Annotated in this window: 20 protein-coding genes and 4 tRNA genes; 20 read left to right on the top strand and 4 right to left on the bottom strand. The window is 64.1% G+C overall.

The annotated features are described in order from the left end of the window. The first annotated feature begins 16 nt into the window (after positions 1 to 16). The 13 genes from APH28_RS06490 to APH28_RS06430 all read left to right on the top strand — a co-directional run bounded on the left by APH28_RS06490 (position 17) and on the right by APH28_RS06430 (position 9,728). A complete protein-coding gene (locus APH28_RS06490; protein ID WP_060508144.1) occupies positions 17 to 637 on the top strand; it encodes a phosphoribosylanthranilate isomerase in 621 nt (206 codons plus the stop codon). 222 nt (positions 638 to 859) lie between these two features. Continuing rightward, positions 860 to 1,753, top strand: a complete 894-nt coding sequence (gene accD, locus APH28_RS06485; protein ID WP_060508143.1) for an acetyl-CoA carboxylase, carboxyltransferase subunit beta — start codon at positions 860 to 862, stop codon at positions 1,751 to 1,753. Continuing rightward, complete coding sequence (folC, locus tag APH28_RS06480) at positions 1,753 to 3,039, top strand: bifunctional tetrahydrofolate synthase/dihydrofolate synthase (RefSeq protein ID WP_060508142.1); 1,287 nt, start codon at positions 1,753 to 1,755, stop codon at positions 3,037 to 3,039. The genes accD and folC overlap by 1 nt, the downstream gene beginning before the upstream one ends. Before the next feature lie 4 nt (positions 3,040 to 3,043). Next, complete coding sequence (locus APH28_RS06475; RefSeq protein ID WP_060508141.1) at positions 3,044 to 3,715, top strand: SPOR domain-containing protein; 672 nt, start codon at positions 3,044 to 3,046, stop codon at positions 3,713 to 3,715. Between the two features lie 130 nt (positions 3,716 to 3,845). Beyond that, positions 3,846 to 4,403, top strand: a complete 558-nt coding sequence (locus APH28_RS06470) for a CvpA family protein (RefSeq protein WP_060508140.1) — start codon at positions 3,846 to 3,848, stop codon at positions 4,401 to 4,403. A gap of 42 nt (positions 4,404 to 4,445) precedes the next feature. Beyond that, entirely contained in the window at positions 4,446 to 5,951 is a 1,506-nt protein-coding gene (gene purF, locus APH28_RS06465) for an amidophosphoribosyltransferase (RefSeq protein ID WP_060508139.1), read from the top strand. A 15-nt stretch (positions 5,952 to 5,966) separates the two neighbouring features. Next, entirely contained in the window at positions 5,967 to 7,178 is a 1,212-nt protein-coding gene (locus APH28_RS06460) for an O-succinylhomoserine sulfhydrylase (protein WP_060508138.1), read from the top strand. After that, entirely contained in the window at positions 7,178 to 7,948 is a 771-nt protein-coding gene (locus tag APH28_RS06455; protein ID WP_177334228.1) for an SDR family oxidoreductase, read from the top strand. The genes APH28_RS06460 and APH28_RS06455 overlap by 1 nt, the downstream gene beginning before the upstream one ends. Positions 7,949 to 8,096: 148 nt before the next feature. Beyond that, positions 8,097 to 8,172 (top strand) — tRNA-Val (locus APH28_RS06450). 66 nt (positions 8,173 to 8,238) lie between these two features. Next, a tRNA-Asp gene (locus APH28_RS06445) sits at positions 8,239 to 8,315 on the top strand. Between the two features lie 99 nt (positions 8,316 to 8,414). Beyond that, a tRNA-Asp gene (locus APH28_RS06440) sits at positions 8,415 to 8,491 on the top strand. Between the two features lie 140 nt (positions 8,492 to 8,631). Further along, positions 8,632 to 8,708: transfer RNA gene (locus APH28_RS06435), tRNA-Asp, on the top strand. A 189-nt stretch (positions 8,709 to 8,897) separates the two neighbouring features. Then, positions 8,898 to 9,728, top strand: a complete 831-nt coding sequence (locus APH28_RS06430; RefSeq protein WP_060508136.1) for a DUF2242 domain-containing protein — start codon at positions 8,898 to 8,900, stop codon at positions 9,726 to 9,728. Positions 9,729 to 9,952: 224 nt separating this feature from the next. Here APH28_RS06430 and APH28_RS06425 read toward each other — a convergent pair whose 3' ends face one another. Together APH28_RS06425 and APH28_RS06420 are read right to left on the bottom strand one after the other, a co-directional pair. Next, positions 9,953 to 10,993 carry an AraC family transcriptional regulator gene (locus APH28_RS06425; protein ID WP_060508135.1) on the bottom strand — a complete coding sequence of 347 codons (1,041 nt, stop codon included), beginning with the start codon at positions 10,991 to 10,993 and terminating at the stop codon, positions 9,953 to 9,955. 4 nt (positions 10,994 to 10,997) lie between these two features. Continuing rightward, positions 10,998 to 12,116, bottom strand: a complete 1,119-nt coding sequence (locus APH28_RS06420) for a nitrilase-related carbon-nitrogen hydrolase (RefSeq protein ID WP_060508175.1) — start codon at positions 12,114 to 12,116, stop codon at positions 10,998 to 11,000. A 185-nt stretch (positions 12,117 to 12,301) separates the two neighbouring features. Here APH28_RS06420 and APH28_RS06415 point away from each other — a divergent pair, with 185 nt between their 5' ends. Together APH28_RS06415 and APH28_RS06410 are read left to right on the top strand one after the other, a co-directional pair. Next, the gene (locus APH28_RS06415; RefSeq protein ID WP_060508134.1) at positions 12,302 to 14,338 is read left to right on the top strand and encodes an NADPH-dependent 2,4-dienoyl-CoA reductase; all 2,037 of its coding nucleotides are present in this window, start codon (positions 12,302 to 12,304) and stop codon (positions 14,336 to 14,338) included. Between the two features lie 54 nt (positions 14,339 to 14,392). After that, positions 14,393 to 15,283, top strand: coding sequence for a 1-aminocyclopropane-1-carboxylate deaminase/D-cysteine desulfhydrase (locus APH28_RS06410; RefSeq protein WP_060508133.1), 891 nt, complete (start codon positions 14,393 to 14,395; stop codon positions 15,281 to 15,283). Here APH28_RS06410 and cybB read toward each other — a convergent pair. Further along, positions 15,274 to 15,819, bottom strand: coding sequence for a cytochrome b561 (gene cybB / locus APH28_RS06405; protein ID WP_060508132.1), 546 nt, complete (start codon positions 15,817 to 15,819; stop codon positions 15,274 to 15,276). The two genes, APH28_RS06410 and cybB, sit on opposite strands and share 10 nt — an antisense overlap. A 56-nt stretch (positions 15,820 to 15,875) precedes the next feature. Beyond that, positions 15,876 to 16,901, bottom strand: coding sequence for a DUF1853 family protein (locus tag APH28_RS06400; protein ID WP_060508131.1), 1,026 nt, complete (start codon positions 16,899 to 16,901; stop codon positions 15,876 to 15,878). Positions 16,902 to 16,945: 44 nt separating this feature from the next. Here APH28_RS06400 and APH28_RS06395 point away from each other — a divergent pair, with 44 nt between their 5' ends. The 5 genes from APH28_RS06395 to APH28_RS06375 are packed head-to-tail and all read left to right on the top strand — an operon-like array spanning position 16,946 to position 20,771. Next, entirely contained in the window at positions 16,946 to 17,836 is an 891-nt protein-coding gene (locus APH28_RS06395; protein ID WP_027919132.1) for an NAD(+) kinase, read from the top strand. After that, positions 17,836 to 18,807: a metallophosphoesterase gene (locus APH28_RS06390; protein WP_060508130.1), complete on the top strand. Its 972-nt coding sequence runs from the start codon at positions 17,836 to 17,838 to the stop codon at positions 18,805 to 18,807. The genes APH28_RS06395 and APH28_RS06390 overlap by 1 nt, the downstream gene beginning before the upstream one ends. Beyond that, positions 18,804 to 19,670 carry a rhomboid family intramembrane serine protease gene (locus APH28_RS06385; RefSeq protein WP_060508129.1) on the top strand — a complete coding sequence of 289 codons (867 nt, stop codon included), beginning with the start codon at positions 18,804 to 18,806 and terminating at the stop codon, positions 19,668 to 19,670. Before APH28_RS06390 ends, APH28_RS06385 begins: the two co-directional genes overlap by 4 nt. Before the next feature lie 13 nt (positions 19,671 to 19,683). Beyond that, complete coding sequence (locus APH28_RS06380; RefSeq protein ID WP_016485539.1) at positions 19,684 to 19,944, top strand: YeaC family protein; 261 nt, start codon at positions 19,684 to 19,686, stop codon at positions 19,942 to 19,944. Continuing rightward, positions 19,941 to 20,771 (top strand): DUF2797 domain-containing protein, encoded by an 831-nt coding sequence (locus APH28_RS06375; RefSeq protein WP_060508128.1) that lies wholly within the window; start codon positions 19,941 to 19,943, stop codon positions 20,769 to 20,771. Before APH28_RS06380 ends, APH28_RS06375 begins: the two co-directional genes overlap by 4 nt. Positions 20,772 to 20,774 lie beyond the last annotated feature (3 nt).

Genomic DNA, 20,774 nt, shown 5'->3' with positions numbered 1-20,774 from the left:
TCAGGGTTTGCTGTCCATGAGCAACGTTCGCAGCAAGATCTGCGGGATCACCCGCATCGAAGACGCGCTGGCCGCCGCCGAGGCGGGGGCCGATGCCATCGGTTTCGTCTTCTATGCCAAAAGCCCGCGTGCCGTGGACGTGCGCCAGGCGCGGGCGATCATAGCCGAGCTGCCGCCGTTCGTGACCACGGTCGGGCTGTTCGTAAACGCTTCGCGTTGCGAGCTGAACGAGATTCTCGAGGTGGTGCCGCTGGACCTGCTACAGTTCCACGGCGACGAAACCCCGGCCGATTGCGAGGGCTATCATCGCCCCTGGATCAAGGCCCTGCGTGTGCGCCCGGGCGATGATCTGGAAGCCGCCTGCCAGCACTATGCCGGCGCCCGCGGCATTCTCCTCGACACCTACGTGGCCGGTGTGCCTGGCGGTACCGGCGAGGCCTTCGACTGGTCGCTGGTGCCGGCGCGGCTGAGCAAGCCGATCATTCTCGCGGGTGGGCTCTCGGCCGATAACGTCGGCCAGGCGATCGCCCAGGTGCAGCCGTATGCGGTGGATGTCAGTGGCGGCGTGGAGCAGGCCAAGGGCATCAAGGATGCGGCGAAAATCGAAGCCTTCATGCGTGCGGTGAAACAGGCGTGACGGCAGATGTGACGGCTGGCGGCGCGCCATCGTCCATAGGTTTCGCAGCCCTGCGGGGCGGCCAGCGGCATGCCGTGTGGCCAAACGACAGATTGAAGACGGCGCGGTACAGCGGCAGCCCCAGCGGCCGGGCCGTCATCGTTTCATAGAAGAATTTGAGCTCAAGGGCAGGGCATGGCCGGCCAGTCCGGTCCCCGTCCGCCAATACTGGAGAAAGAAAGCATGAGCAACTGGTTAGTCGACAAACTGATCCCTTCGATCATGCGTTCCGAGGTGAAGAAGAGCTCGGTGCCGGAAGGCCTGTGGCACAAGTGCCCGGCCTGCGAGGCCGTGCTGTATCGTCCGGAGCTGGAAAAGACCCTGGATGTCTGCCCCAAGTGCAACCACCACATGCGCATCGGCGCGCGTGCCCGCATCGACATCTTCCTCGACCCCGAAGGCCGCGCCGAACTGGGTGCCGAGCTGGAGCCGGTCGACCGCCTGAAGTTCCGTGACGGCAAGAAGTACAAGGACCGCCTGACCGGCGCGCAGAAGCAGACCGGCGAAAAAGACGCCTTGATCTCCATGAGCGGCACCCTGATGGGCATGCCGATCGTGGTCAGCGCCTTCGAGTTCTCGTTCATGGGTGGTTCGATGGGTGCCATCGTCGGTGAGCGCTTCGTGCGCGCCGCCAACTACGCCCTGGAAAACCGCTGCCCGATGGTCTGCTTCTCCGCCTCCGGCGGTGCGCGCATGCAGGAAGCGCTGATCTCGCTGATGCAGATGGCCAAGACCTCGGCCGTGCTGGCACGCCTGCGCGAAGAAGGCATTCCGTTCATCTCGGTGCTGACCGACCCGGTCTACGGCGGCGTTTCCGCCAGCCTGGCAATGCTCGGCGACGTCATCGTCGGCGAGCCAAAGGCCCTGATCGGCTTCGCCGGCCCGCGCGTGATCGAGCAGACCGTGCGCGAAAAACTGCCGGAAGGCTTCCAGCGCAGCGAATTCCTGCTGGAGCACGGTGCCATCGACCTGATCATCTCCCGTGGCGACCTGCGTCCGCGCCTGGCTCGCCTGCTGGCGCAGATGACCGGCCAGCCAACCCCTGAGCAGGCTCTTGAGGTCGCTGCGGTCGCGTGATGAAACAACGATCCCTGGGCGAGTGGCTCGCCTACCTCGAGCAGTTGCACCCCTCGGCCATCGACATGGGCCTGGAGCGGTCGCAGAAGGTGCTTGCCCGGCTGGCGCTGGGCAAGCTGGCGCCGCGAGTGGTTACGGTAACCGGCACCAACGGCAAGGGCTCGACCTGCGCCTTCGTGGCCTCGTTGCTGCGCGCCCAGGGGTTGAAGGTAGGCGTGTATAGCTCGCCGCACCTGTTGCGTTACAACGAACGGGTACTGATCGATGGCCACGAAGCCACCGATGAGCGCCTGTGCGAAGCCTTCGCCGCCGTCGAGGCGGCGCGGGGCGAAATTTCCCTGACCTACTTCGAGATGGGCACGCTGGCAGCGTTCTGGTTGTTCTACCAGTCGCAGCTGGATGCCGTGGTGCTCGAAGTGGGCCTCGGTGGCCGCCTGGACACCGTGAACGTGGTGGATGCCGACCTGGCGCTGGTGACCAGCATCGGCGTCGACCATGTCGATTACCTGGGCGACACCCGCGAGCAGGTTGCCTTCGAGAAGGCTGGTATCTTCCGCCAGGGCAGGCCTGCGCTGTGCGGCGATCTCGATCCGCCACAGCCCTTGCTGGACAAGGCCGCCGAACTGGCGGCGCCGCTGTTCCTGCGCGGCCGTGATTTCGACCTGTCAAGCAGCGATTGTGGTTGGGACTGGCGCGGAGTCACTGCGGACGGCAAGCCGGTAGCGTTGCACGGTCTGCCACTGCTTGACCTGCCCATGGAGAACGCCACCCTGGCCCTGCAGGCCTATCTGCTGATGGGCTTGCCGTGGGAGGCCGGGCAAATCCGTCAGGCATTGCTCGACACCCGCATCACCGGGCGTCTCGACCGTCGCCAGTTGACCTGGCAGGGCAGGGCTGTGGAGCTGCTGCTGGATGTCGGGCACAACCCGCACGCTGCGGAGTATCTGGCCCGCCGCCTGGCTGCGCGCCCGGTGAAAGGTCGTCGCCTGGCAGTGTTCGGCCTGCTCGCCGACAAGGACCTGCCGGGCGTCATTGCGCCGCTGCGCGAACGGGTGGACGACTGGGCGGTTGCACCGTTGCACACCCCGCGCAGCCGTCCGGCTGCCGAATTGGCCGCTGCCTTGACGAACCACGGCGCAGCGGTGAAGTCTTACGCCAGCGTCGACGCCGCCCTTGAAGGGCAATGCGCGCAGGCAACGGCGGATGACCAGATTCTGCTGTTCGGTTCGTTTTTCTGTGTCGCCGAGGCCCTGGAATGGCTGGAGCGGCAGGCCCTGGAGGGGTGATTAGATGGCAGTGCTGGACAAAGGGATGAAGCAGCGCATGGTGGGTGCGTTGGTGCTGGTGGCGCTGGCGGTGATCTTCCTGCCGATGCTGTTCACCCGCCAGGACGAAATGCGCCAGGTGCACGTCGACGCCCCGCAGGCGCCGGCTATGCCGACCCTGCCCGAGGTCAAGGTGGAGCCAGTGGCAGTGCCTGAGCCACAGCCGCTGCCTGAACAATCCGAGCAGCCTGAGCAGCCGCCGGTGGTGGTCAGCGAGTCGACCGCGCCGCTGAAAACGCCGAGCCAGCCGATCACGCCGTCGCCGCAGACCCAGCCTCAGGCGCAAGCCCAGCCCAAGCCCCAGACGCCAGTGCCGACGTCGACGCCAGCGCCCGCCGCCAAGGCAGCAGCGCCAGTAGCAACTGCGCCTGCACCGTCGAAGATTGACGTCAACGGCCTGCCGGTGAGCTGGTCGATCCAGTTGGCCAGCCTGTCCAGCCGAGCCGGTGCCGAGAACCTGCAGAAGACCCTGCGCAGCCAGGGTTACAACGCCTACATCCGTTCGGCTGGTGGTCTCAATCGGGTGTATGTCGGGCCGTTGATCGAACGTGCCGAGGCTGACAAGCTGAAAGACGTGATCAACCGCCAGCAGAAGCTCAATGGCTTCGTGACGCGTTTCCAGCCTGAAAAAGGCTGAAGCAGCGGCACGCCCACAGAGGGGCGGGGCAGGGCTGAAAACCTGACCCGCCGATCCACCTGACATTCCGCTTACTCCCAGCCTTTTGCTCTGATAAAATGCGCCGCCTCAAACGTCTGCAGGCAGCACCGTGGCCTTTACCCTGGTTGATTGGGCGATCATCGCGATCATCGCCGTCTCCACACTGATCAGTCTCAAGCGCGGCTTCGTCAAAGAGGCCTTGTCCCTGCTCATCTGGATCGTTGCAGGGGCGGTCGCCTGGATGTTCGGTGGTTCGCTTTCGGTGTACCTTGAAAGCTATATCCAGACGCCGTCGATGCGCACCATCGCCGGCTGCGCCATTCTTTTCGTCGCCACCCTGCTGGTGGGGGCCATGCTCAACTTCCTCATCGGCGAGCTGATCCGCGTGACCGGGTTGTCGGGCACCGATCGTTTCCTCGGCATGGCGTTTGGCGCCGCGCGCGGGGGCTTGTTGGTGGTGGTGGCCGTCGGCCTGCTCAGCCTGGGGCCGGTGCAACAAGACACCTGGTGGCAGGAATCACGCCTGATACCGCAGTTTCTTTTGGTCGCTGACTGGTCGAAAAACCTGATCCTGGGTTTCACCCATCAGTGGTCTTCCAGTGGGGTGATCAGCGCTCCGGCTGATCTTCCATTCAAGGAGCAGTTGCTCGGGCCGGCAAAGCCCTGAGCGCTGTTCGTTCAAGTTTCATCAAAGTAGGGGTTGCGTCGCATGTGTGGCATCGTCGGTATCGTCGGTAAGTCGAACGTCAATCAGGCGCTGTATGACGCGCTTACGGTCCTCCAGCACCGCGGCCAGGACGCTGCCGGTATCGTGACCAGCCACGACGGCCGGTTGTTCCTGCGCAAGGATAATGGCCTGGTGCGCGACGTCTTCCAGCAGCGCCACATGCAGCGCCTGGTCGGCAGCATCGGCATCGGCCACGTTCGCTACCCGACCGCGGGCAGCTCTACGTCGGCCGAAGCCCAGCCGTTCTACGTCAACTCGCCATACGGCATCACCCTGGCGCACAACGGTAACCTGACCAACGTCGAGCAGCTGGCCAAAGAGATCTACGAGTCTGACCTGCGCCACGTCAACACCAATTCCGACTCGGAAGTGCTGCTGAACGTGTTCGCCCATGAGTTGGCCGTGCGTGGCAAGCTGCAGCCGACCGAAGAAGACGTGTTCGCCGCGGTTTCCCACGTGCACAGCCGTTGCGTCGGCGGTTACGCCGTGGTCGCGATGATCACCGGCTACGGCATCGTCGGCTTCCGTGACCCGAACGGCATCCGCCCGGTGGTCTTCGGCCAGCGTCACACCGACGAAGGCGTGGAATACATGATCGCCTCGGAAAGCGTCGCCCTCGACGTGCTCGGCTTCACCCTGATCCGTGATCTGGCACCGGGCGAAGCGGTGTACATCACCGAAGAAGGCCAGCTGTTCACCAAGCAGTGCGCCGATGCACCGAAGCTGCAGCCGTGCATCTTCGAGCACGTCTACCTGGCGCGCCCGGATTCGATCATCGACGGTATCTCGGTGTACAAGGCCCGTCTGCGCATGGGTGAAAAGCTTGCTGACAAGATCATGCGCGAGCGCCCTGAGCACGACATCGACGTGGTCATCCCGATCCCCGACACCAGCCGCACTGCCGCGCTGGAGCTGGCCAACCGTCTGGGCGTGAAGTTCCGTGAGGGCTTCGTCAAGAACCGCTACATCGGCCGTACCTTCATCATGCCCGGTCAAGCCGCACGCAAGAAGTCGGTGCGTCAGAAGCTCAACGCCATCGAGCTGGAATTCCGCGGCAAGAACGTCATGCTGGTAGACGACTCGATCGTGCGCGGCACCACCTGCAAGCAGATCATCCAGATGGCCCGCGAAGCTGGCGCCAAGAACGTCTACTTCTGCTCCGCAGCCCCTGCGGTGCGCTACCCCAACGTCTACGGCATCGACATGCCGAGTGTTCACGAACTGATCGCCCACAACCGTACCACCGAACAGGTGGCCGAGTTGATTGGCGCCGACTGGCTGATCTATCAGGACCTGCCGGACCTGATCGACTCGGTCGGTGGTGGCAAGATCAAGATCGATCACTTCGATTGCGCGGTGTTCAACGGTGAATACGTCACTGGTGACATCGACGAAGCCTACCTCGAACGCATCGAGCAGGCCCGTAACGACCTGGCCAAGGTGAAGAACCAGGCGGTCAGCGCGATCATCGACCTCTACAACAACTGATTTGGGAGCGACGGCATGACGGATCAATGGGATGCCGGGCGATTGGACAGTGACCTCGAAGGTGTCGGTTTCGACACCCTCGCGGTGCGCGCCGGTCAAAACCGTACACCGGAGGCCGAGCACAGCGAAGCGCTGTTCCTGACCTCCAGCTATGTGTTCCGCACGGCGGCCGATGCCGCTGCGCGGTTTGCCGGCGAAACGCCGGGCAACGTCTATTCGCGCTACACCAACCCGTCCGTGCGTGCGTTCGAAGAGCGCCTGGCGGCCATGGAAGGCGCCGAGCAGGCCGTAGCCACCTCCACTGGCATGGCGGCGATCCTCGCCGTGGTCATGTCGCTGTGCAGTGCCGGCGACCACGTGCTGGTGTCGCAGAGCGTGTTTGGCTCGACCATCAGCCTGTTCGAGAAGTACTTCAAGCGCTTTGGCGTGCAGGTGGACTACGTGCCGCTGGTCAACCTCGCTGGCTGGGAAAAGGCCATCAAGGACAACACCAAGCTGCTGATCGTGGAGTCCCCCTCCAACCCGCTGGCCGAGTTGGTCGACATCCCTGCGCTGGCTGAAATTGCCCACGCCCGGGGTGCCATGCTGGTGGTGGACAACTGCTTCAGCACACCGGCCTTGCAGCAGCCACTGAAGCTGGGGGCTGACATCGTGTTCCACTCGGCCACCAAGTTCATCGACGGCCAGGGCCGTTGCATGGGGGGTGTGGTTGCCGGCCGTGCCGAGCAGATGAAAGAAGTGGTGGGCTTCCTGCGTACCGCCGGGCCGACCCTCAGCCCGTTCAACGCCTGGATCTTCACCAAGGGTCTGGAAACCCTCAAGCTGCGCATGCGTGCGCACTGCGAGAGCGCCCAGATCCTGGCCGAATGGCTGGAGCAGCAGGAGGGCGTGGAGAAGGTGCATTACGCCGGCTTGCCAAGCCACCCGCAGCACGAACTGGCCAAGCGCCAGATGAGCGGCTTCGGTGCGGTGGTCAGCTTCGAGGTCAAGGGTGGCAAAGAGGGCGCCTGGCGCTTCATCGATGCGACCCGGGTGATCTCGATCACCACCAACCTGGGTGACAGCAAGACCACCATCGCCCACCCGGCCACCACCTCTCACGGCCGCCTGACGCCGCAAGAGCGTGAAGCAGCGGGTATCCGCGACAGCCTGATCCGGGTTGCCGTGGGCCTGGAAGACGTGGCTGATCTGCAGGCGGACCTCGCCCGTGGGCTGGCGGTGCTGTGATGGAAATCCGTAGCGGTGTACCCGGCCATAACGGCCGGGTTGCCCTGGTGACCGGTGCCGCTCGTGGCATTGGCCTGGGCATTGCCGCTTGGCTGATCTGCGAAGGGTGGCAAGTGGTGCTCAGCGACCTTGACCGCCAGCGCGGTGCCAAGGTCGCCAAGGCCCTGGGCGATAACGCCTGGTTCATCACCATGGACGTGGCCGACGAGGCCCAGGTCAGTGCCGGCGTGTCCGAGGTACTCGGCCAGTTTGGGCGGCTGGATGCGCTGGTGTGCAATGCGGCCATCGCCAATCCGCACAACCAGACCCTCGAAAGCCTGAGCCTGGCGCAGTGGAACCGGGTACTGGCGGTCAACCTCAATGGCCCGATGCTGCTGGCCAAGCACTGTGCGCCGTACCTGCGTGCGCACAATGGTGCCATCGTCAACCTGACCTCGACCCGTGCCCGGCAATCCGAGCCGGACACCGAGGCCTACGCGGCGAGCAAGGGTGGCCTGGTGGCCTTGACCCATGCTCTGGCCATGAGCCTGGGCCCGGAGATCCGCGTCAATGCGGTGAGCCCGGGCTGGATCGATGCCCGTGACCCGTCCCAGCGACGTGCCGAGCCATTGACCGAAGCCGACCATGCCCAGCATCCAGCGGGCAGGGTAGGGACGGTGGAAGATGTGGCGGCCATGGTCGCCTGGCTGTTGTCGCGCCAGGCCGGGTTCGTCACCGGCCAGGAGTTCGTGGTCGACGGCGGCATGACCCGCAAGATGATCTACACCTGAGCAGACAGCTACAAGGGAGGGGGGCCGAAAGGCCCCTTTTCCGTTTTTACCTTTTTTGAAAAAAATTCAACGGGGCTATTGACTTAGCATCGGTACCTGCGTAAATTTCGCGGCCTCAGCGAAGCAAACGCAACAAGCAACATCGCGAGGGTGATTAGCTCAGCCGGGAGAGCATCTGCCTTACAAGCAGAGGGTCGGCGGTTCGATCCCGTCATCACCCACCACTTCCTGAGATTGTTTCTGGTGCTGGACGCTTCTGATGAAGCCATAGCCGGAGAGAAACGCACTGCGCAGCGGTAGTTCAGTCGGTTAGAATACCGGCCTGTCACGCCGGGGGTCGCGGGTTCGAGTCCCGTCCGCTGCGCCATTTTTCAGTAACAGATGGGTGCCTGGCACCGGTCTGAAGCCAAAGGCGAAATGCCTGAGGCTGATCCCAGTTTCAATCGGGCGCAAGCCTGAACGATACGCAGCGGTAGTTCAGTCGGTTAGAATACCGGCCTGTCACGCCGGGGGTCGCGGGTTCGAGTCCCGTCCGCTGCGCCATCTTCGTTTCGAGGTCCCTAGAACACCTTGAAGCAAACACAAATGAAGCGATCACCTATCGCTTTTTTTGTGCCTGCCCTGAGGCCATCGCGCCGGAAGGGTAGACCCAGGTTTCAATCGGGCGCAAGCCTGAATGATACGCAGCGGTAGTTCAGTCGGTTAGAATACCGGCCTGTCACGCCGGGGGTCGCGGGTTCGAGTCCCGTCCGCTGCGCCATCTTCGCCTCGAGGCCCCTTGAACGCCTTGAAGCAACGAGAAAGCGACCTTCGGGTCGCTTTTTTCGTTTCTGCGCCTTGCCTGGGGCCAGATTTACACGATCCTGACACACTCTTCACCGATCAACGGTTCCTGTGCCTGCCTGCAGTGATGCACAATAGGCCTCTTTTGACTTACCCGGAATTCGCAATGACCAGATCCTCCGTCTTTGGTGCGCTCGGGCTGGCCCTGGTGCTGGCGGGCGTGACCGGTTGCTCTTCGAAGAAAGCCGCCATCTACGAACACGAAAACTTCGACGACTCGGGGACTTACTCGCGCAGCTTTGCGGTGAGCGATGCCGGCTCCTGCGAAGCGGCCCGCCGTGCGTTGCTCAGCCAGGGCTACATCATCACCAGCAGTGGCGCCAACCAGGTGATGGGCAACAAGAGCTTCCAGCAGAACAGCGAAAACCACCTGCAGATCAGCTTCAACGTGACCTGCGCGCCAGACGTCAACGACGACAAGCGTTCGACCATGTTCGCCAACGCGCTGCAGGACCGCTACAGCCTCAAGAAGTCCAACAGCTCGGCCAGCTTGGGTGTTGGTGTACTCGGCTCGGTATCCATGCCGATTGGCTCCAGCGACGACTCGATGGTCAAGGTGGCCAGCGAGACGGTGACAGCGGCGCAGTTCTACGACCGTTATTTCGCCCTGGTCGAAAGCTTCCTGCCCAAGCCGAAGAAGGTTGCCAAGGCCAAGGTCGAGGCACCCGTGCCCAAGCCCGAGAAGCCAGCGCCGGACCTGGGCTTGCCGGACCTGGGCTTGCCGGAGCAAGCCTCGGTGGCTCCGGTCGTTACAGCGCCAGCTGCTGCCCCCCTGGTCGAGGGCGCTCCGGCGCCTGCGGCGGCTGCACCTGCCAGTGAAGCTGCGGCCAAGCCAGTGGTCGATGACAGCCAGAGCTCGCAACCGGTGGCACCGCCGGCGGAAGCCGCACCGATTCAAGTGCAGCAGGACGCCCAGCCTGCACCGTCGTCGCTTTAATTCGCTGTTACAGATGAGCGGCGATAAGTTCCGGAACACCTGCTACGTTTACCTCTCATGAGCTTGTCATCATTCCTTCACCCGGCCCCCTTAGGTTGAAGGCATGACCAACGAAGACAGATGAGAAGAGGACGCAGGGCGATGGATGAGTATCAGGAAGAGTTGCTCGAGTTTCAGGCATACGAACTGGATCCACCGGAACCGGCAGACGACGCGACAGAGCTTTAACCTGCCCGCCGCTGGCTGCGGCGAAACTCCCCCGGCGTAAGGCCCGTCCAGCGCTTGAATGCGCGCTGGAAGGCCTCAGCCGATGCAAATCCCAACAGATAGGCGATTTCACCAAAGGCCAGCTCCGTATCGCGGATATAGGCTTCGGCAAGGTCGCGCCGTGTGTCATTGAGCAGGTCGCGAAAGCGCGTGCCTTCTTCAGCCAGTTTGCGCCGCAGTGTCCAGGTTGGCAGTTGCAGGTGCAATGCCACTTCTTCCAGGTCGGGTTCACGGCCACCATTGAGCAACGGCCCGAGCAAGTGGGTAATGCGCTCGCTCAGGCTGCGTACCCGGGTGCGCTGAAGCATTTCCGTTTCACACAACTGCATCAGGTGGCTGAAGGTGCTCGGGCAGTGTTCAGGGTTGACCCATTCAAGCGTGCTGCGGCCCAGGCGCACGCGGTTGGCGCTGGCGCCGAACTGCACGGGTGTGCTGCAAAGGGCCTGGTATTCGGCGGCATAGCCGGGCGCATCGAATTCGATTTCCAGTCGCTCGGCCAGTAGGGACGCGCCAGCCAGGGCGGCCAACTGGGCCAGCCAGCCGGCCAGCAGCGAATCGACCACAAAGCGGTTGTAGTCGTTGTAGGGGCTGATGGAGTAGAAGCGCAGCCATGCGCCCTGTGAGTCTTCCTGGTAGCTGGAGTGGCCACGGTAGTTGGCGGCATAAAGTGGCTCGAAGCGCAGCAGCGTGCGTGCCGCCTCGCCCAGGGTAGGGGCTTGGGCTGCCGTGACGCCGGCCAGCCCGGCCTGGGCCAGGCGACTAAGGCGCCCCATGCGCAGGCCCAGCGCTGGCTCGCCGCACAGCGCGATGGCTGCATGGCCAAGGTGCATGTAGCGCGGGATCGACAGGCGTGCGCCAGCTTCGGCCAGGCGTGTGGCATCGAGCCCGTATTGCTGCAAAAGTGGAGCCGGATCATGACCTTGCTCGCGCAGGGCTTCTGCCAGGGGCTGGACGAAGCCGACCGAAAGGTCGCCCAGGCGCACGCGGGGGCGGCTCATGTGCCTACAACCACAGGTTCAACAGGCGCGCGCCGTGGCTGGGAGGGCCTGCCAGCAACTCACCTGCCTGATGGGCGAAGCCCTGGCCGTCGCTGCCCTGTTCCCAGAACTGCCCACGCATGAACACGCTCATGCTGCTGACACCGTCACCTGCGGCCTGGGTCAGGCGTTGCCAGGCAGTCTGCTCGCTGACCTCGCCGCGTTGCAGGCTCAGCTCGGCAGTGGCGTCCTGGTGGCGATTGCCGCGCCAGGGTTCATCCCAGCTACCCTTGCCGCTGAGGAACACCGGGTTGGCGATCAGCTGGACCTGCTGTTGTTGCATCTGACGCTGGTTCTCGGGGTACCAACTGTCGCTGCCGATCAGCACGCCAAGGCGCCCGGCGGGGGTCTGCAATACCTGCAGCGGGAAATGCCGGCCGTGATGGATGTAGCGCCGTGTTTCGCTGTCAGGGTATTGCTGGTGTTGCGGCTGACCCAGCGGCGAGCCATCGGCGCCGAAGACCAGGCTGCTGTTGAACAGTGGCCCGTGGCCAATGTGCAGCACGCCCTGCTCGACGTACGGGGCGGGCAGCACGATCGAGCCTGCCACCAGGGTCACGCCGAACTCCTTGGCCAGGCCGCCGAACAGTTGCTGGTAATCGCTGGCCATCTGCTGGGCTTTCATGCGCAGGTGGGCATCGGCGCGCCGGTCATCGGCATTGGCGCTCAGCATCGCCAGGCCATAGCGCAATGGGTTGCTCAGCTCCAGCCACTGCTCGGCGTCACGGTTGCGGGTGACCTGGAACAGCTCGTTCTTCTCGCCTCGCGCCCATAGCCAGGTGCCGATGTGTTCCGGCAGCACCACGACCGTGCGTGGGCCAACCAGGCCATTGGCGCGTGCCTGCTCCAGGTAGGCGGAAAGCTTGCGGTGCAGGCGTTGCAGGTTCTGGTAGTCGCTGGGGAACAGCAACGGCTCGATACCCAGCAGGTTGCCATGCTCGCCAGGCACGCCATGGTTGAGCGCCAGTTCGATGCGCAGGTCGGAGAGGTAATGGCCTTCCGGGCGCTGTTGGGTCCAGAAACCGTAGCCGCACAAGGCGGTGATCGTTACCAGCGCCAAGGCGCCTGCCAGGAGTTTTCGCATCAAGCGGTACAGCACCTTGGGAATCGAGGGTTCCCTAGGGTAGTCCTGCTGCACGGGAGGATCAATAACTTGTCAGTTTCGATCATTGAGCGCGTTCAAACAGCTGTTTAATGTCGCAGGCAGATAAACGACGGGGCCCGTTGAGGTACCCGCATTCCGTGATCACGCCACCTGGGGAACCTTCCATGGCTGCCGACCGCTACCCGCATTTGCTGGCCCCGCTCGATCTGGGCTTCACCACCTTGCGCAACCGCACCCTGATGGGCTCGATGCACACCGGCCTCGAGGAACGCCCGGGCGGTTTCGAGCGCATGGCGGCCTATTTTGCCGAGCGTGCCCGGGGTGGTGTCGGCCTGATGGTTACAGGCGGCATTGCGCCGAACGATGAAGGTGGGGTGTACTCCGGGGCTGCCAAGCTCAGCACCGAGGAAGAAGCAGACAAGCACCGCATCGTCACCGATGCCGTGCATGCCGCTGGTGGCAAGATCTGCCTGCAGATCCTGCATGCCGGGCGCTACGCCTACAGCCCGCGCCAGGTAGCGCCTAGCGCGATCCAGGCACCGATCAACCCGTTCAAGCCCAAGGAACTGGACGAGGCGGGTATCGAGAAGCAGATCGCCGACTTCGTCAATTGCGCCGCACTGGCCCAACGCGCGGGCTACGATGGCGTCGAGATCATGGGCTCGGAAGGATACTTCATCAACCAGTTCCTCGCTGCCCACACCAACCACCGCACCGACCGCTGGGGCGGCAGCTACGAGAACCGCATGCGCCTGGCGGTGCAGATCGTCACCCGTGTGCGTGATGCAGTCGGGCCGAACTTCATCATCATTTTCCGCCTGTCGATGCTCGACCTGGTCGAGGGCGGCAGCACCTGGGACGAAATCGAACTGTTGGCCAAGGCCATCGAGCAGGCCGGCGCGACGCTGATCAATACCGGCATTGGCTGGCACGAGGCGCGGATCCCGACCATCGCCACCAAAGTGCCGCGTGCGGCATTCAGCAAGGTCACCGCCAAGCTACGTGGCGTGGTGAACATCCCGCTGATCACCACCAACCGCATCAATACCCCGGAAGTGGCCGAGGCGGTGCTGGCCGAGGGCGATGCCGACATGGTCTCCATGGCCCGGCCGTTCCTCGCCGACGCTGATTTCGTCAACAAGGCGGCCGAAGGCCGTGCCGACGAAATCAACACCTGCATCGGTTGCAACCAGGCCTGCCTGGACCACACCTTCGGTGGCAAGCTCACCAGTTGCCTGGTCAACCCGCGAGCTTGCCACGAGACCGAGCTTAATTACCTGCCGGTACGCGCCGTCAAGCGCATCGCCGTGGTCGGCGCCGGCCCTGCAGGCCTGGCAGCAGCGACCGTGGCAGCCGAGCGTGGTCATGAGGTGACATTGTTCGATTCCGCTGCCGAAATTGGCGGGCAGTTCAACGTGGCCAAACGGGTGCCGGGCAAGGAGGAGTTCCACGAGACCCTGCGCTATTTCCGCAACAAGGTGAAAAGCACTGGTGTTGACCTGCGCCTGAATACCCGGGTCGATGTGCAGGCGCTGGTAGGCGGTGGTTACGACGACATCATCCTCGCCACCGGTATCGCGCCACGTACCCCGGCCATCCCGGGTGTCGAGCATGCCAAGGTGCTCAGCTACCTGGACGTGCTGCTTGAACGCAAACCCGTGGGCAATTCGGTCGCGGTGATTGGTGCGGGCGGCATTGGTTTCGACGTGTCCGAGTACCTGGTGCATCAGGGCGTGGCCAGCAGCCAGGACCGTGAGGCGTTCTGGAAAGAGTGGGGGATCGATACGCAGCTTCAGGCGCGTGGTGGTGTTGCCGGGATCAAGGCCGAGCCGCATGCGCCAGCGCGGCAGGTGTACCTGTTGCAGCGCAAGAAATCCAAGGTCGGCGACGGGCTGGGCAAGACCACCGGCTGGATTCACCGTACCGGGCTGAAGAACAAGCAGGTGCAGATGCTCAACAGCGTCGAGTACCTGCAGATCGATGACGCCGGCCTGCACATTCGCGTGGGTGACGGCGAGCCGCAGCTGCTGGCAGTGGACAATGTGGTGATCTGCGCCGGGCAAGAGCCGCTTCGCGAGCTGCATGAAGGGCTGGTCGCGGCAGGGCAGTCAGTGCACCTGATCGGCGGGGCCGATGTGGCGGCCGAGCTGGATGCCAAGCGCGCGATCAACCAAGGGTCGCGCTTGGCCGCTGAACTCTGAGATCGGCGGGGCCGCTTTAGCGGCCCCATGGCATTCACTGATAAACTCCGCTCCATGTACTTGAACTTACCTCAAGCGCCTCTACAGATCCTGGATCTGCCTTGGCTGGCGAACGCCAAGATCGAATTAGCTATCCTGCGCCTGGACCTGATCGACCCCCTGATCAGCGGCAACAAGTGGTTCAAGCTCCGCCATCACCTTCAGCAAGCCCATCAGTCTGGTGCCCCCGGCCTGATCAGCCTGGGCGGCAACCATTCCAACCACCTGCACGCCCTGGCTGCCGCCGGCAAACGTTTCGGCTTCGCCACCGCCGGCCTGCTGCGTGGCCACCCGCAAGACACGCCCACGGTGCGCGACCTGCAAGCCATGGGCATGGAGTTGCACTGGCTGGGTTACGGTGGCTATCGGGCACGCCATGACCCGGGCTTCTGGGAGCCTTGGCAGGCCCGTTATCGGGGCTGGCATTGCATTCCCGAGGGCGGTGGCGGGGTGGCGGGTGCCGAAGGCTGTGCGCTGATCGTCGAGCAGGCCCGTTCGCAACTGTCGGCGCTGGGATGGTCGGGCTATGACGCCTGGTGGCTGGCTGCAGGTACCGGTACGACAGCGGCTGGTCTGGTACTTGCCGAGGCAGGGGAACACGCGGTGCATGCTGCCCTGGCGGTGCCGATGGATCACGGCGTGCCGGCGACAGTCGCTGGATTGGCTGGCTCACAGGGCTACCAACTGCACGATGCTTGCCGAGGTGGCTTCGGGAAGTTCGATGATGACCTGCTGGCTTTCGTCGCCGAGAGCGAGCGGCACAGTGGCGTGCCGCTGGAAGCCCTGTACACCGGCAAGGCCTTGCTGGCCCTGCGCGATCAGGCCGAGGCCGGGCTGCTCGCGCCCGGTACCCGCCTGATCTTCCTGCACACTGGCGGCCTGCAGGGCCGGCGCGGTTACTTGTAGGGCAGCATGCGCAGCAGCGTGTTGTCGCGCTGCACGTAGTGGTGGTACAGCCCGGCCAGCGCATGCACGCCGATCAGCCAGTAACCCCAGGTTGCAACCCGCTCATGCCAGCCCTTGATGAATTTGGCCTGGTCCGGGTCCGGGCCGATCAGGTGCGGCAGTTCCAGGCCGAAAAACGGTACCGGCTTGTCGGCGGCGCTGAGGATCAGCCAACCGGCCACAGGCAGGCCGATCATCAACAGGTACAGCGCCAGGTGCACCAGGTGCGCAAGGCCGGTCTGCCAGGCGGGTGGCTTGGGCACGATTGGCGGGGTCGGACGGCTCAGGCGCACGGCCAGGCGCAGCCAGACCAGCACGAACACACTCAGGCCGAGCATGAAGTGCAGGTCCTTCATCAGGTTGCGTTCGGCGCTGTCCTTGGGGAACAGGCCGCGAAATTCGATACAGGCGTACACGGCCGCCAGCAATAGCAACATCAGCCAATGCAGGGCGATGGAAAGGCGTGCGTAGTGGGGCGCAGGGGTGGATGAAACCATGATCGGTCCTCGTCATCAGGTCGGAATGGCGCTCTTGCTGGCGCTCAGATAGCACTCTAATGGCTATTTGAAACAAATCTTTGCGCTGGATCTGTGAAAATTCTGTTGTCTGGCAAATTTGGCCAACTGTCCGCCACCAGAAACACGCGCTCGACTTCTTGCCAGGCCCCTTCGCCATCCGGCTCCAGCCTGACCAGCAACTGCGCGGGTGCGTGCTCGTCCAACTGCGCCAGCCAGGCCTCGAACTGTGCCAGGGTCCAGCATGCCTCTTGCTCTGCCCGTGCCGGTGCTAGCCAGGCATGCCGCGGCAGCGGTTGCCAGTGTTCGTCTGCCGTCGCTGCCCAGTTCTGCCGTCGTATCCAGCGCCCGCGCAAATGCCGAGGGTTGGCACCCGCAGGCGGCTCGGCGTGCTCTGGCCACGGATAGAACAGATAGCCGCCCAGCCACAGGTGCGCCTGCACCTGATCGACCCCTACAGCGGCCAACGCTTCGCGACTCTGCGCCTCTGCCGACATAGGCAACTGATGCCCGGCCAAGTGTGCCAGTTTGGTTCCGAGGCGATCGTGGCACCCAGGCCCGAGCCAGTGCGCCGGGTCGTGTCCGTCGTCTTGGGTTGGCCCAAGGTAAAGCTTTATGGCCAGCTCCAGATGATGAGTGCCTTCGCCATCGCGCAACAGAATATCCAGCTCGCCCAGGGTCCGTCCCCGCGTGCGAATCGCCAGGTTGGACGCCAGCAGCTCCACCCCAGGCGCCTGTTTCAGGGCGAACTGCCACAGACCTTCGTAATACAGCCCCAGGCGCCGGCTGGTGATCGTTGCCAACCAGTTGCGCAGGGGCAGGTCATCGGCATCCAGTGCGTGCAGCCAGTCGTGCAAGCGCTGCGGATCGCCCGCCCAGGCACTGCCCGCCAGCGGATGGCGCTGGGGGCAGGGCGGGGCGCTCAGCAGCGCGGGCGACAGCAGGGTCCAGGCCAGGTCGCGCACGGCAGGGCGGCGCAAGCGGCGGGGCAGCTCATAAAGCTCGGCAAATGGCATCATGTTGCGAGCATAGCCGGTTTGCCGCTGCCCGGTCGTTTCGCCCATAATCGCGACATCGTCACCCCGCCGCAGAGCCTCGCAGGAGCCCCATGGAGCAATTTCGCAATATCGGTATCATCGGCCGCCTTGGCAGCTCGCAGGTGCTCGACACCATTCGCCGACTGAAAAAATTTCTCCTCGAGCGCCACCTGCACGTGATCCTCGAGGACACCATCGCCGAAGTGCTGCCCGGCCACGGCCTGCAAACCTCCACGCGCAAACTGCTTGGCGAGGTCTGCGACCTGGTCATCGTGGTCGGTGGCGACGGCAGCCTGCTCGGCGCCGCCCGCGCCCTGGCCCGGCACAATGTGCCGGTGCTGGGTATCAACCGCGGCAACCTGGGCTTCCTCACCGACATCCGCCCGGACGAGCTGGAGCAGAAAGTCGCCGAGGTGCTCGACGGTCACTATCTGGTGGAAAACCGCTTCCTGCTGCAGGCCGAGGTGCGCCGCCATCATGAGGCCATCGGCCAGGGCGACGCGCTCAACGATGTGGTCCTGCACCCGGGCAAGTCGACGCGAATGATCGAGTTCGAGATTTACATCGACGGCCAGTTCGTCTGCAGCCAGAAGGCCGACGGCCTGATCGTCGCCACCCCGACCGGTTCCACCGCCTACGCGCTGTCGGCCGGCGGCCCGATCATGCACCCCAAGCTCGACGCCATCGTCATCGTGCCGATGTACCCGCACACCCTCTCGGGGCGGCCGATCGTGGTCGACGGCAACAGCGAGCTGAAGATCGTGGTGTCCAAGGACCTGCAGATTTACCCGCAGGTGTCCTGCGACGGCCAGAACCACTTCACCTGCGCCCCGGGCGACACCATCACGGTGAGCAAGAAGCCGCAGAAGCTGCGCCTGATCCACCCGCTCGACCACAACTACTATGAGGTGTGTCGCACCAAACTCGGCTGGGGCAGCCGCCTGGGAGGCAGGGACGACTGATGCTCGATCCGGCGCGCAGTTTCGACATCATCGGCGACGTGCACGGCTGTGCACTGACCCTCGAACGCCTGCTCGACGCCCTTGGCTACAAACGCGTCGGCGGCGTCTGGCGTCACCCTCGGCGCCAGGCCCTGTTCCTTGGCGACATCGTCGACCGTGGCCCGCGCATTCGCGAGGCGCTGCACATCGTGCATGACATGGTCGAGGCCGGCCAGGCGTTCTGCATCATGGGCAACCACGAATACAACGCCCTGGGCTGGGTCACCCCGGCACTGCCAGGCAGCGGCAAGACGTTCGTGCGCGAACACACCCCGCGCCACGCCCGGCTGATCGATGAAACCCTGACCCAGTTCGCCCACCACCCTGGCGACTGGCACGACTTCGTCCAGTGGTTCTACGACCTGCCGCTGTTCGTCGACGCCGGGCGCTTCCGTCTGGTGCATGCCTGCTGGGACCCACGGCTGATCGAGCCGCTGCGCCAGCAGTACCCGGGCGGGCGTATCGATGAACACTTCATCCAGGCCTCGGCGGTGTCTGGCAGCTTCGCCGCCACCGTGTGCAACCGCCTGCTGCGCGGCACCGACATGCGCCTGCCGGATGGCCTGACCCTGACCGGTGGCGACGGCCTGACCCGCGCCTTTTTCCGCACCAAGTTCTGGGAAGAAGACCCGCAGACCTACGGCGACATCGTCTTCCAGCCTGATGCGCTGCCCGAGGACGTAGCCCGCACGCCACTCAGCCACACCGAAAAAAATGCCCTGCTGCGTTACGCCGAGGACGAACCCATGCTGTTTGTTGGCCACTACTGGCGCAGCGGCCGCCCGGCGCCGATCCGCGCCAACCTGGCTTGCCTGGACTACAGCGCGGTGCTGTACGGCAAGCTGGCGGCCTACCGGCTGGATGATGAAACCCGCATCGACCCGCACAAGTTCGTCTGGGTCGACGTCGAACGCCCACAGGCCAACCAATGAACATTATCGAAGTGATGCGCCTGCCGCTGTCGGTCGACCTCAGCGGCTTTGTCCATCTGTTGCAGCGCCTGCAGGTACCGCACCGGGTCAGCGAGGAGGGCGAGGAGCAAGTGCTCTGGGCCCCCGACACCCTGGTTGCCGACGTGCGCGAGCTGTATCAGCGCTTCCCCGACGGCAACGCCGATGTGGGAGCGGATTTATCTGCGATGGCCCCCACACAGCCCTCCCTGGCCGACCAGGCCAAAGCCTGCAAAGTCACCGCCACCGTACTGGTCCTCTGCATGATCGTTGCCGGCCTCACCAGCCTCGGCGACAACCTCAATGCCATCAGCTGGTTCACCTTTCTCGACTTCCGCGTCCAGGGCGACTACCTGCATTTCACCCCATTCGCCCAAGGCCTCGCCGAAGGCCAGTGGTGGCGGCTGGTGTCGCCCATGCTGCTGCATTTCGGCGTGCTGCACCTGGCCATGAACGGCCTGTGGTACTGGGAACTGGGCAAACGCATCGAGCTGCGCCAGGGCCCCTGGCTGCTGCTGGGCCTGACCCTGCTGTTCAGCCTGGTGTCCAACCTGGCCCAGCATTACACCAGTGGCCCGAGCCTGTTCGGCGGCCTCTCCGGCGTGCTCTACGGCTTGCTCGGTCACGTCTGGCTGTACCAGTGGCTGGCGCCCAACCCTCACTTCAACCTGCCCAAGGGCGTGCTGGTGATGATGCTGATCTGGCTGGTGATCTGCCTGACCGGCGTGGTCGGCCAGCTCGGCTTCGGCCAGATCGCCAATGCCGCCCACGTCGGCGGGCTGCTCATCGGATGCCTGACCGGGCTCTTGGGCGGGGCGCTGGCCCGGCGTAAACTGTCGGCTTGAATCAGGAGACACTATGTCCACTTTCGCGCAAATGATCGAAAACATTACCCCGGAAATCTACGAGAGCCTGAAACTGGCCGTGGAAATCGGCAAATGGTCGGACGGGCGCAAGCTCACTGCCGAGCAGAAAGAACTGTCGCTGCAGGCGGTGATTGCCTGGGAGATGAAAAATCTGCCCGAAGAGCAGCGTACCGGCTACATGGGCCCGCAGGAATGCGCGTCGAAGTCGGCACCCATCGCCAACATTCTGTTCAAGTCGGACTCGGTACATTGATCGAACTCGCTCGTGGCTCTTTGAGCAAGATGGCGGTCAGCCTGCAGGCACCGGTGGTGCAATACAGCTTCCGCCTGGATGACACCCAGGTGCCGGTCAACCCGCTGATCGGCCAGCGCCTGCGCCTGGAATACCTCGGCGCCATTCACTGCAGCCATTGCGGCAAGCGCACCAAGACCAGCTTCAGCCAGGGTTACTGCTACCCGTGCATGACCAAGCTGGCCCAGTGCGACGTGTGCATCATGGCCCCGGAAAGATGCCACTACGACGCCGGCACCTGCCGCGAGCCGTCGTGGGGTGAACAGTTCTGCATGACCGACCACGTGGTGTACCTGGCCAACTCGTCGGGGATCAAGGTCGGCATCACCCGTGCCACCCAGCTCCCCACCCGCTGGCTCGACCAGGGCGCCAGCCAGGCGCTGCCGATCCTGCGCGTGGCCACCCGCCAGCAATCGGGCCTGGTCGAAGACATCCTGCGCAGCCAGGTACCGGACCGCACCAACTGGCGCACGCTGCTCAAGGGCGACGCCGAAGTACTCGACCTGCCGGCCGTCCGCGAACAGATCTTCGAAGCCTGTGCCGACGGCCTGCGCGAGCTGCAGGGCCGCTTCGGCCTGCAGGCGATCCAGCCGCTGACCGACGCCGAAGTGGTGCAGATACGCTACCCGGTCGAGGCCTACCCGAAAAAGATCGTCAGCTTCAACCTCGACAAGGACCCGGTGGTCGAAGGCACGCTGCTGGGTATCAAGGGCCAGTACCTGATCTTCGACACCGGCGTGATCAATATTCGCAAGTACACGGCCTACCAGTTGGCCGTGCTCCAGTAAAAA

The sequence above is a fragment of the Pseudomonas sp. NBRC 111124 genome, from assembly GCF_001320245.1.
Taxonomy (GTDB): Bacteria; Pseudomonadota; Gammaproteobacteria; order Pseudomonadales; family Pseudomonadaceae; genus Aquipseudomonas.
This window is presented reverse-complemented; position numbering and strand designations above follow the sequence as displayed.

What these genes read in the sequence shown, in the direction of transcription:
- APH28_RS06395 (WP_027919132.1), top strand. Translation starts at nt 16,946, where the DNA reads ATGGAGCAATTTCGCAATATCGGTATCATCGGCCGCCTTGGCAGCTCG.
- APH28_RS06425 (WP_060508135.1), bottom strand. Translation starts at nt 10,993, where the DNA reads ATGAGCCGCCCCCGCGTGCGCCTGGGCGACCTTTCGGTCGGCTTCGTC.
- APH28_RS06490 (WP_060508144.1), top strand. Translation starts at nt 17, where the DNA reads ATGAGCAACGTTCGCAGCAAGATCTGCGGGATCACCCGCATCGAAGAC.
- purF (WP_060508139.1), top strand. Translation starts at nt 4,446, where the DNA reads ATGTGTGGCATCGTCGGTATCGTCGGTAAGTCGAACGTCAATCAGGCG.
- APH28_RS06455 (WP_177334228.1), top strand. Translation starts at nt 7,178, where the DNA reads ATGGAAATCCGTAGCGGTGTACCCGGCCATAACGGCCGGGTTGCCCTG.
- APH28_RS06420 (WP_060508175.1), bottom strand. Translation starts at nt 12,116, where the DNA reads ATGCGAAAACTCCTGGCAGGCGCCTTGGCGCTGGTAACGATCACCGCC.
- APH28_RS06460 (WP_060508138.1), top strand. Translation starts at nt 5,967, where the DNA reads ATGACGGATCAATGGGATGCCGGGCGATTGGACAGTGACCTCGAAGGT.
- APH28_RS06385 (WP_060508129.1), top strand. Translation starts at nt 18,804, where the DNA reads ATGAACATTATCGAAGTGATGCGCCTGCCGCTGTCGGTCGACCTCAGC.
- APH28_RS06380 (WP_016485539.1), top strand. Translation starts at nt 19,684, where the DNA reads ATGTCCACTTTCGCGCAAATGATCGAAAACATTACCCCGGAAATCTAC.
- cybB (WP_060508132.1), bottom strand. Translation starts at nt 15,819, where the DNA reads ATGGTTTCATCCACCCCTGCGCCCCACTACGCACGCCTTTCCATCGCC.
- APH28_RS06410 (WP_060508133.1), top strand. Translation starts at nt 14,393, where the DNA reads ATGTACTTGAACTTACCTCAAGCGCCTCTACAGATCCTGGATCTGCCT.
- APH28_RS06400 (WP_060508131.1), bottom strand. Translation starts at nt 16,901, where the DNA reads ATGGGCGAAACGACCGGGCAGCGGCAAACCGGCTATGCTCGCAACATG.
- APH28_RS06475 (WP_060508141.1), top strand. Translation starts at nt 3,044, where the DNA reads ATGGCAGTGCTGGACAAAGGGATGAAGCAGCGCATGGTGGGTGCGTTG.
- APH28_RS06430 (WP_060508136.1), top strand. Translation starts at nt 8,898, where the DNA reads ATGACCAGATCCTCCGTCTTTGGTGCGCTCGGGCTGGCCCTGGTGCTG.
- APH28_RS06415 (WP_060508134.1), top strand. Translation starts at nt 12,302, where the DNA reads ATGGCTGCCGACCGCTACCCGCATTTGCTGGCCCCGCTCGATCTGGGC.
- folC (WP_060508142.1), top strand. Translation starts at nt 1,753, where the DNA reads ATGAAACAACGATCCCTGGGCGAGTGGCTCGCCTACCTCGAGCAGTTG.
- accD (WP_060508143.1), top strand. Translation starts at nt 860, where the DNA reads ATGAGCAACTGGTTAGTCGACAAACTGATCCCTTCGATCATGCGTTCC.
- APH28_RS06390 (WP_060508130.1), top strand. Translation starts at nt 17,836, where the DNA reads ATGCTCGATCCGGCGCGCAGTTTCGACATCATCGGCGACGTGCACGGC.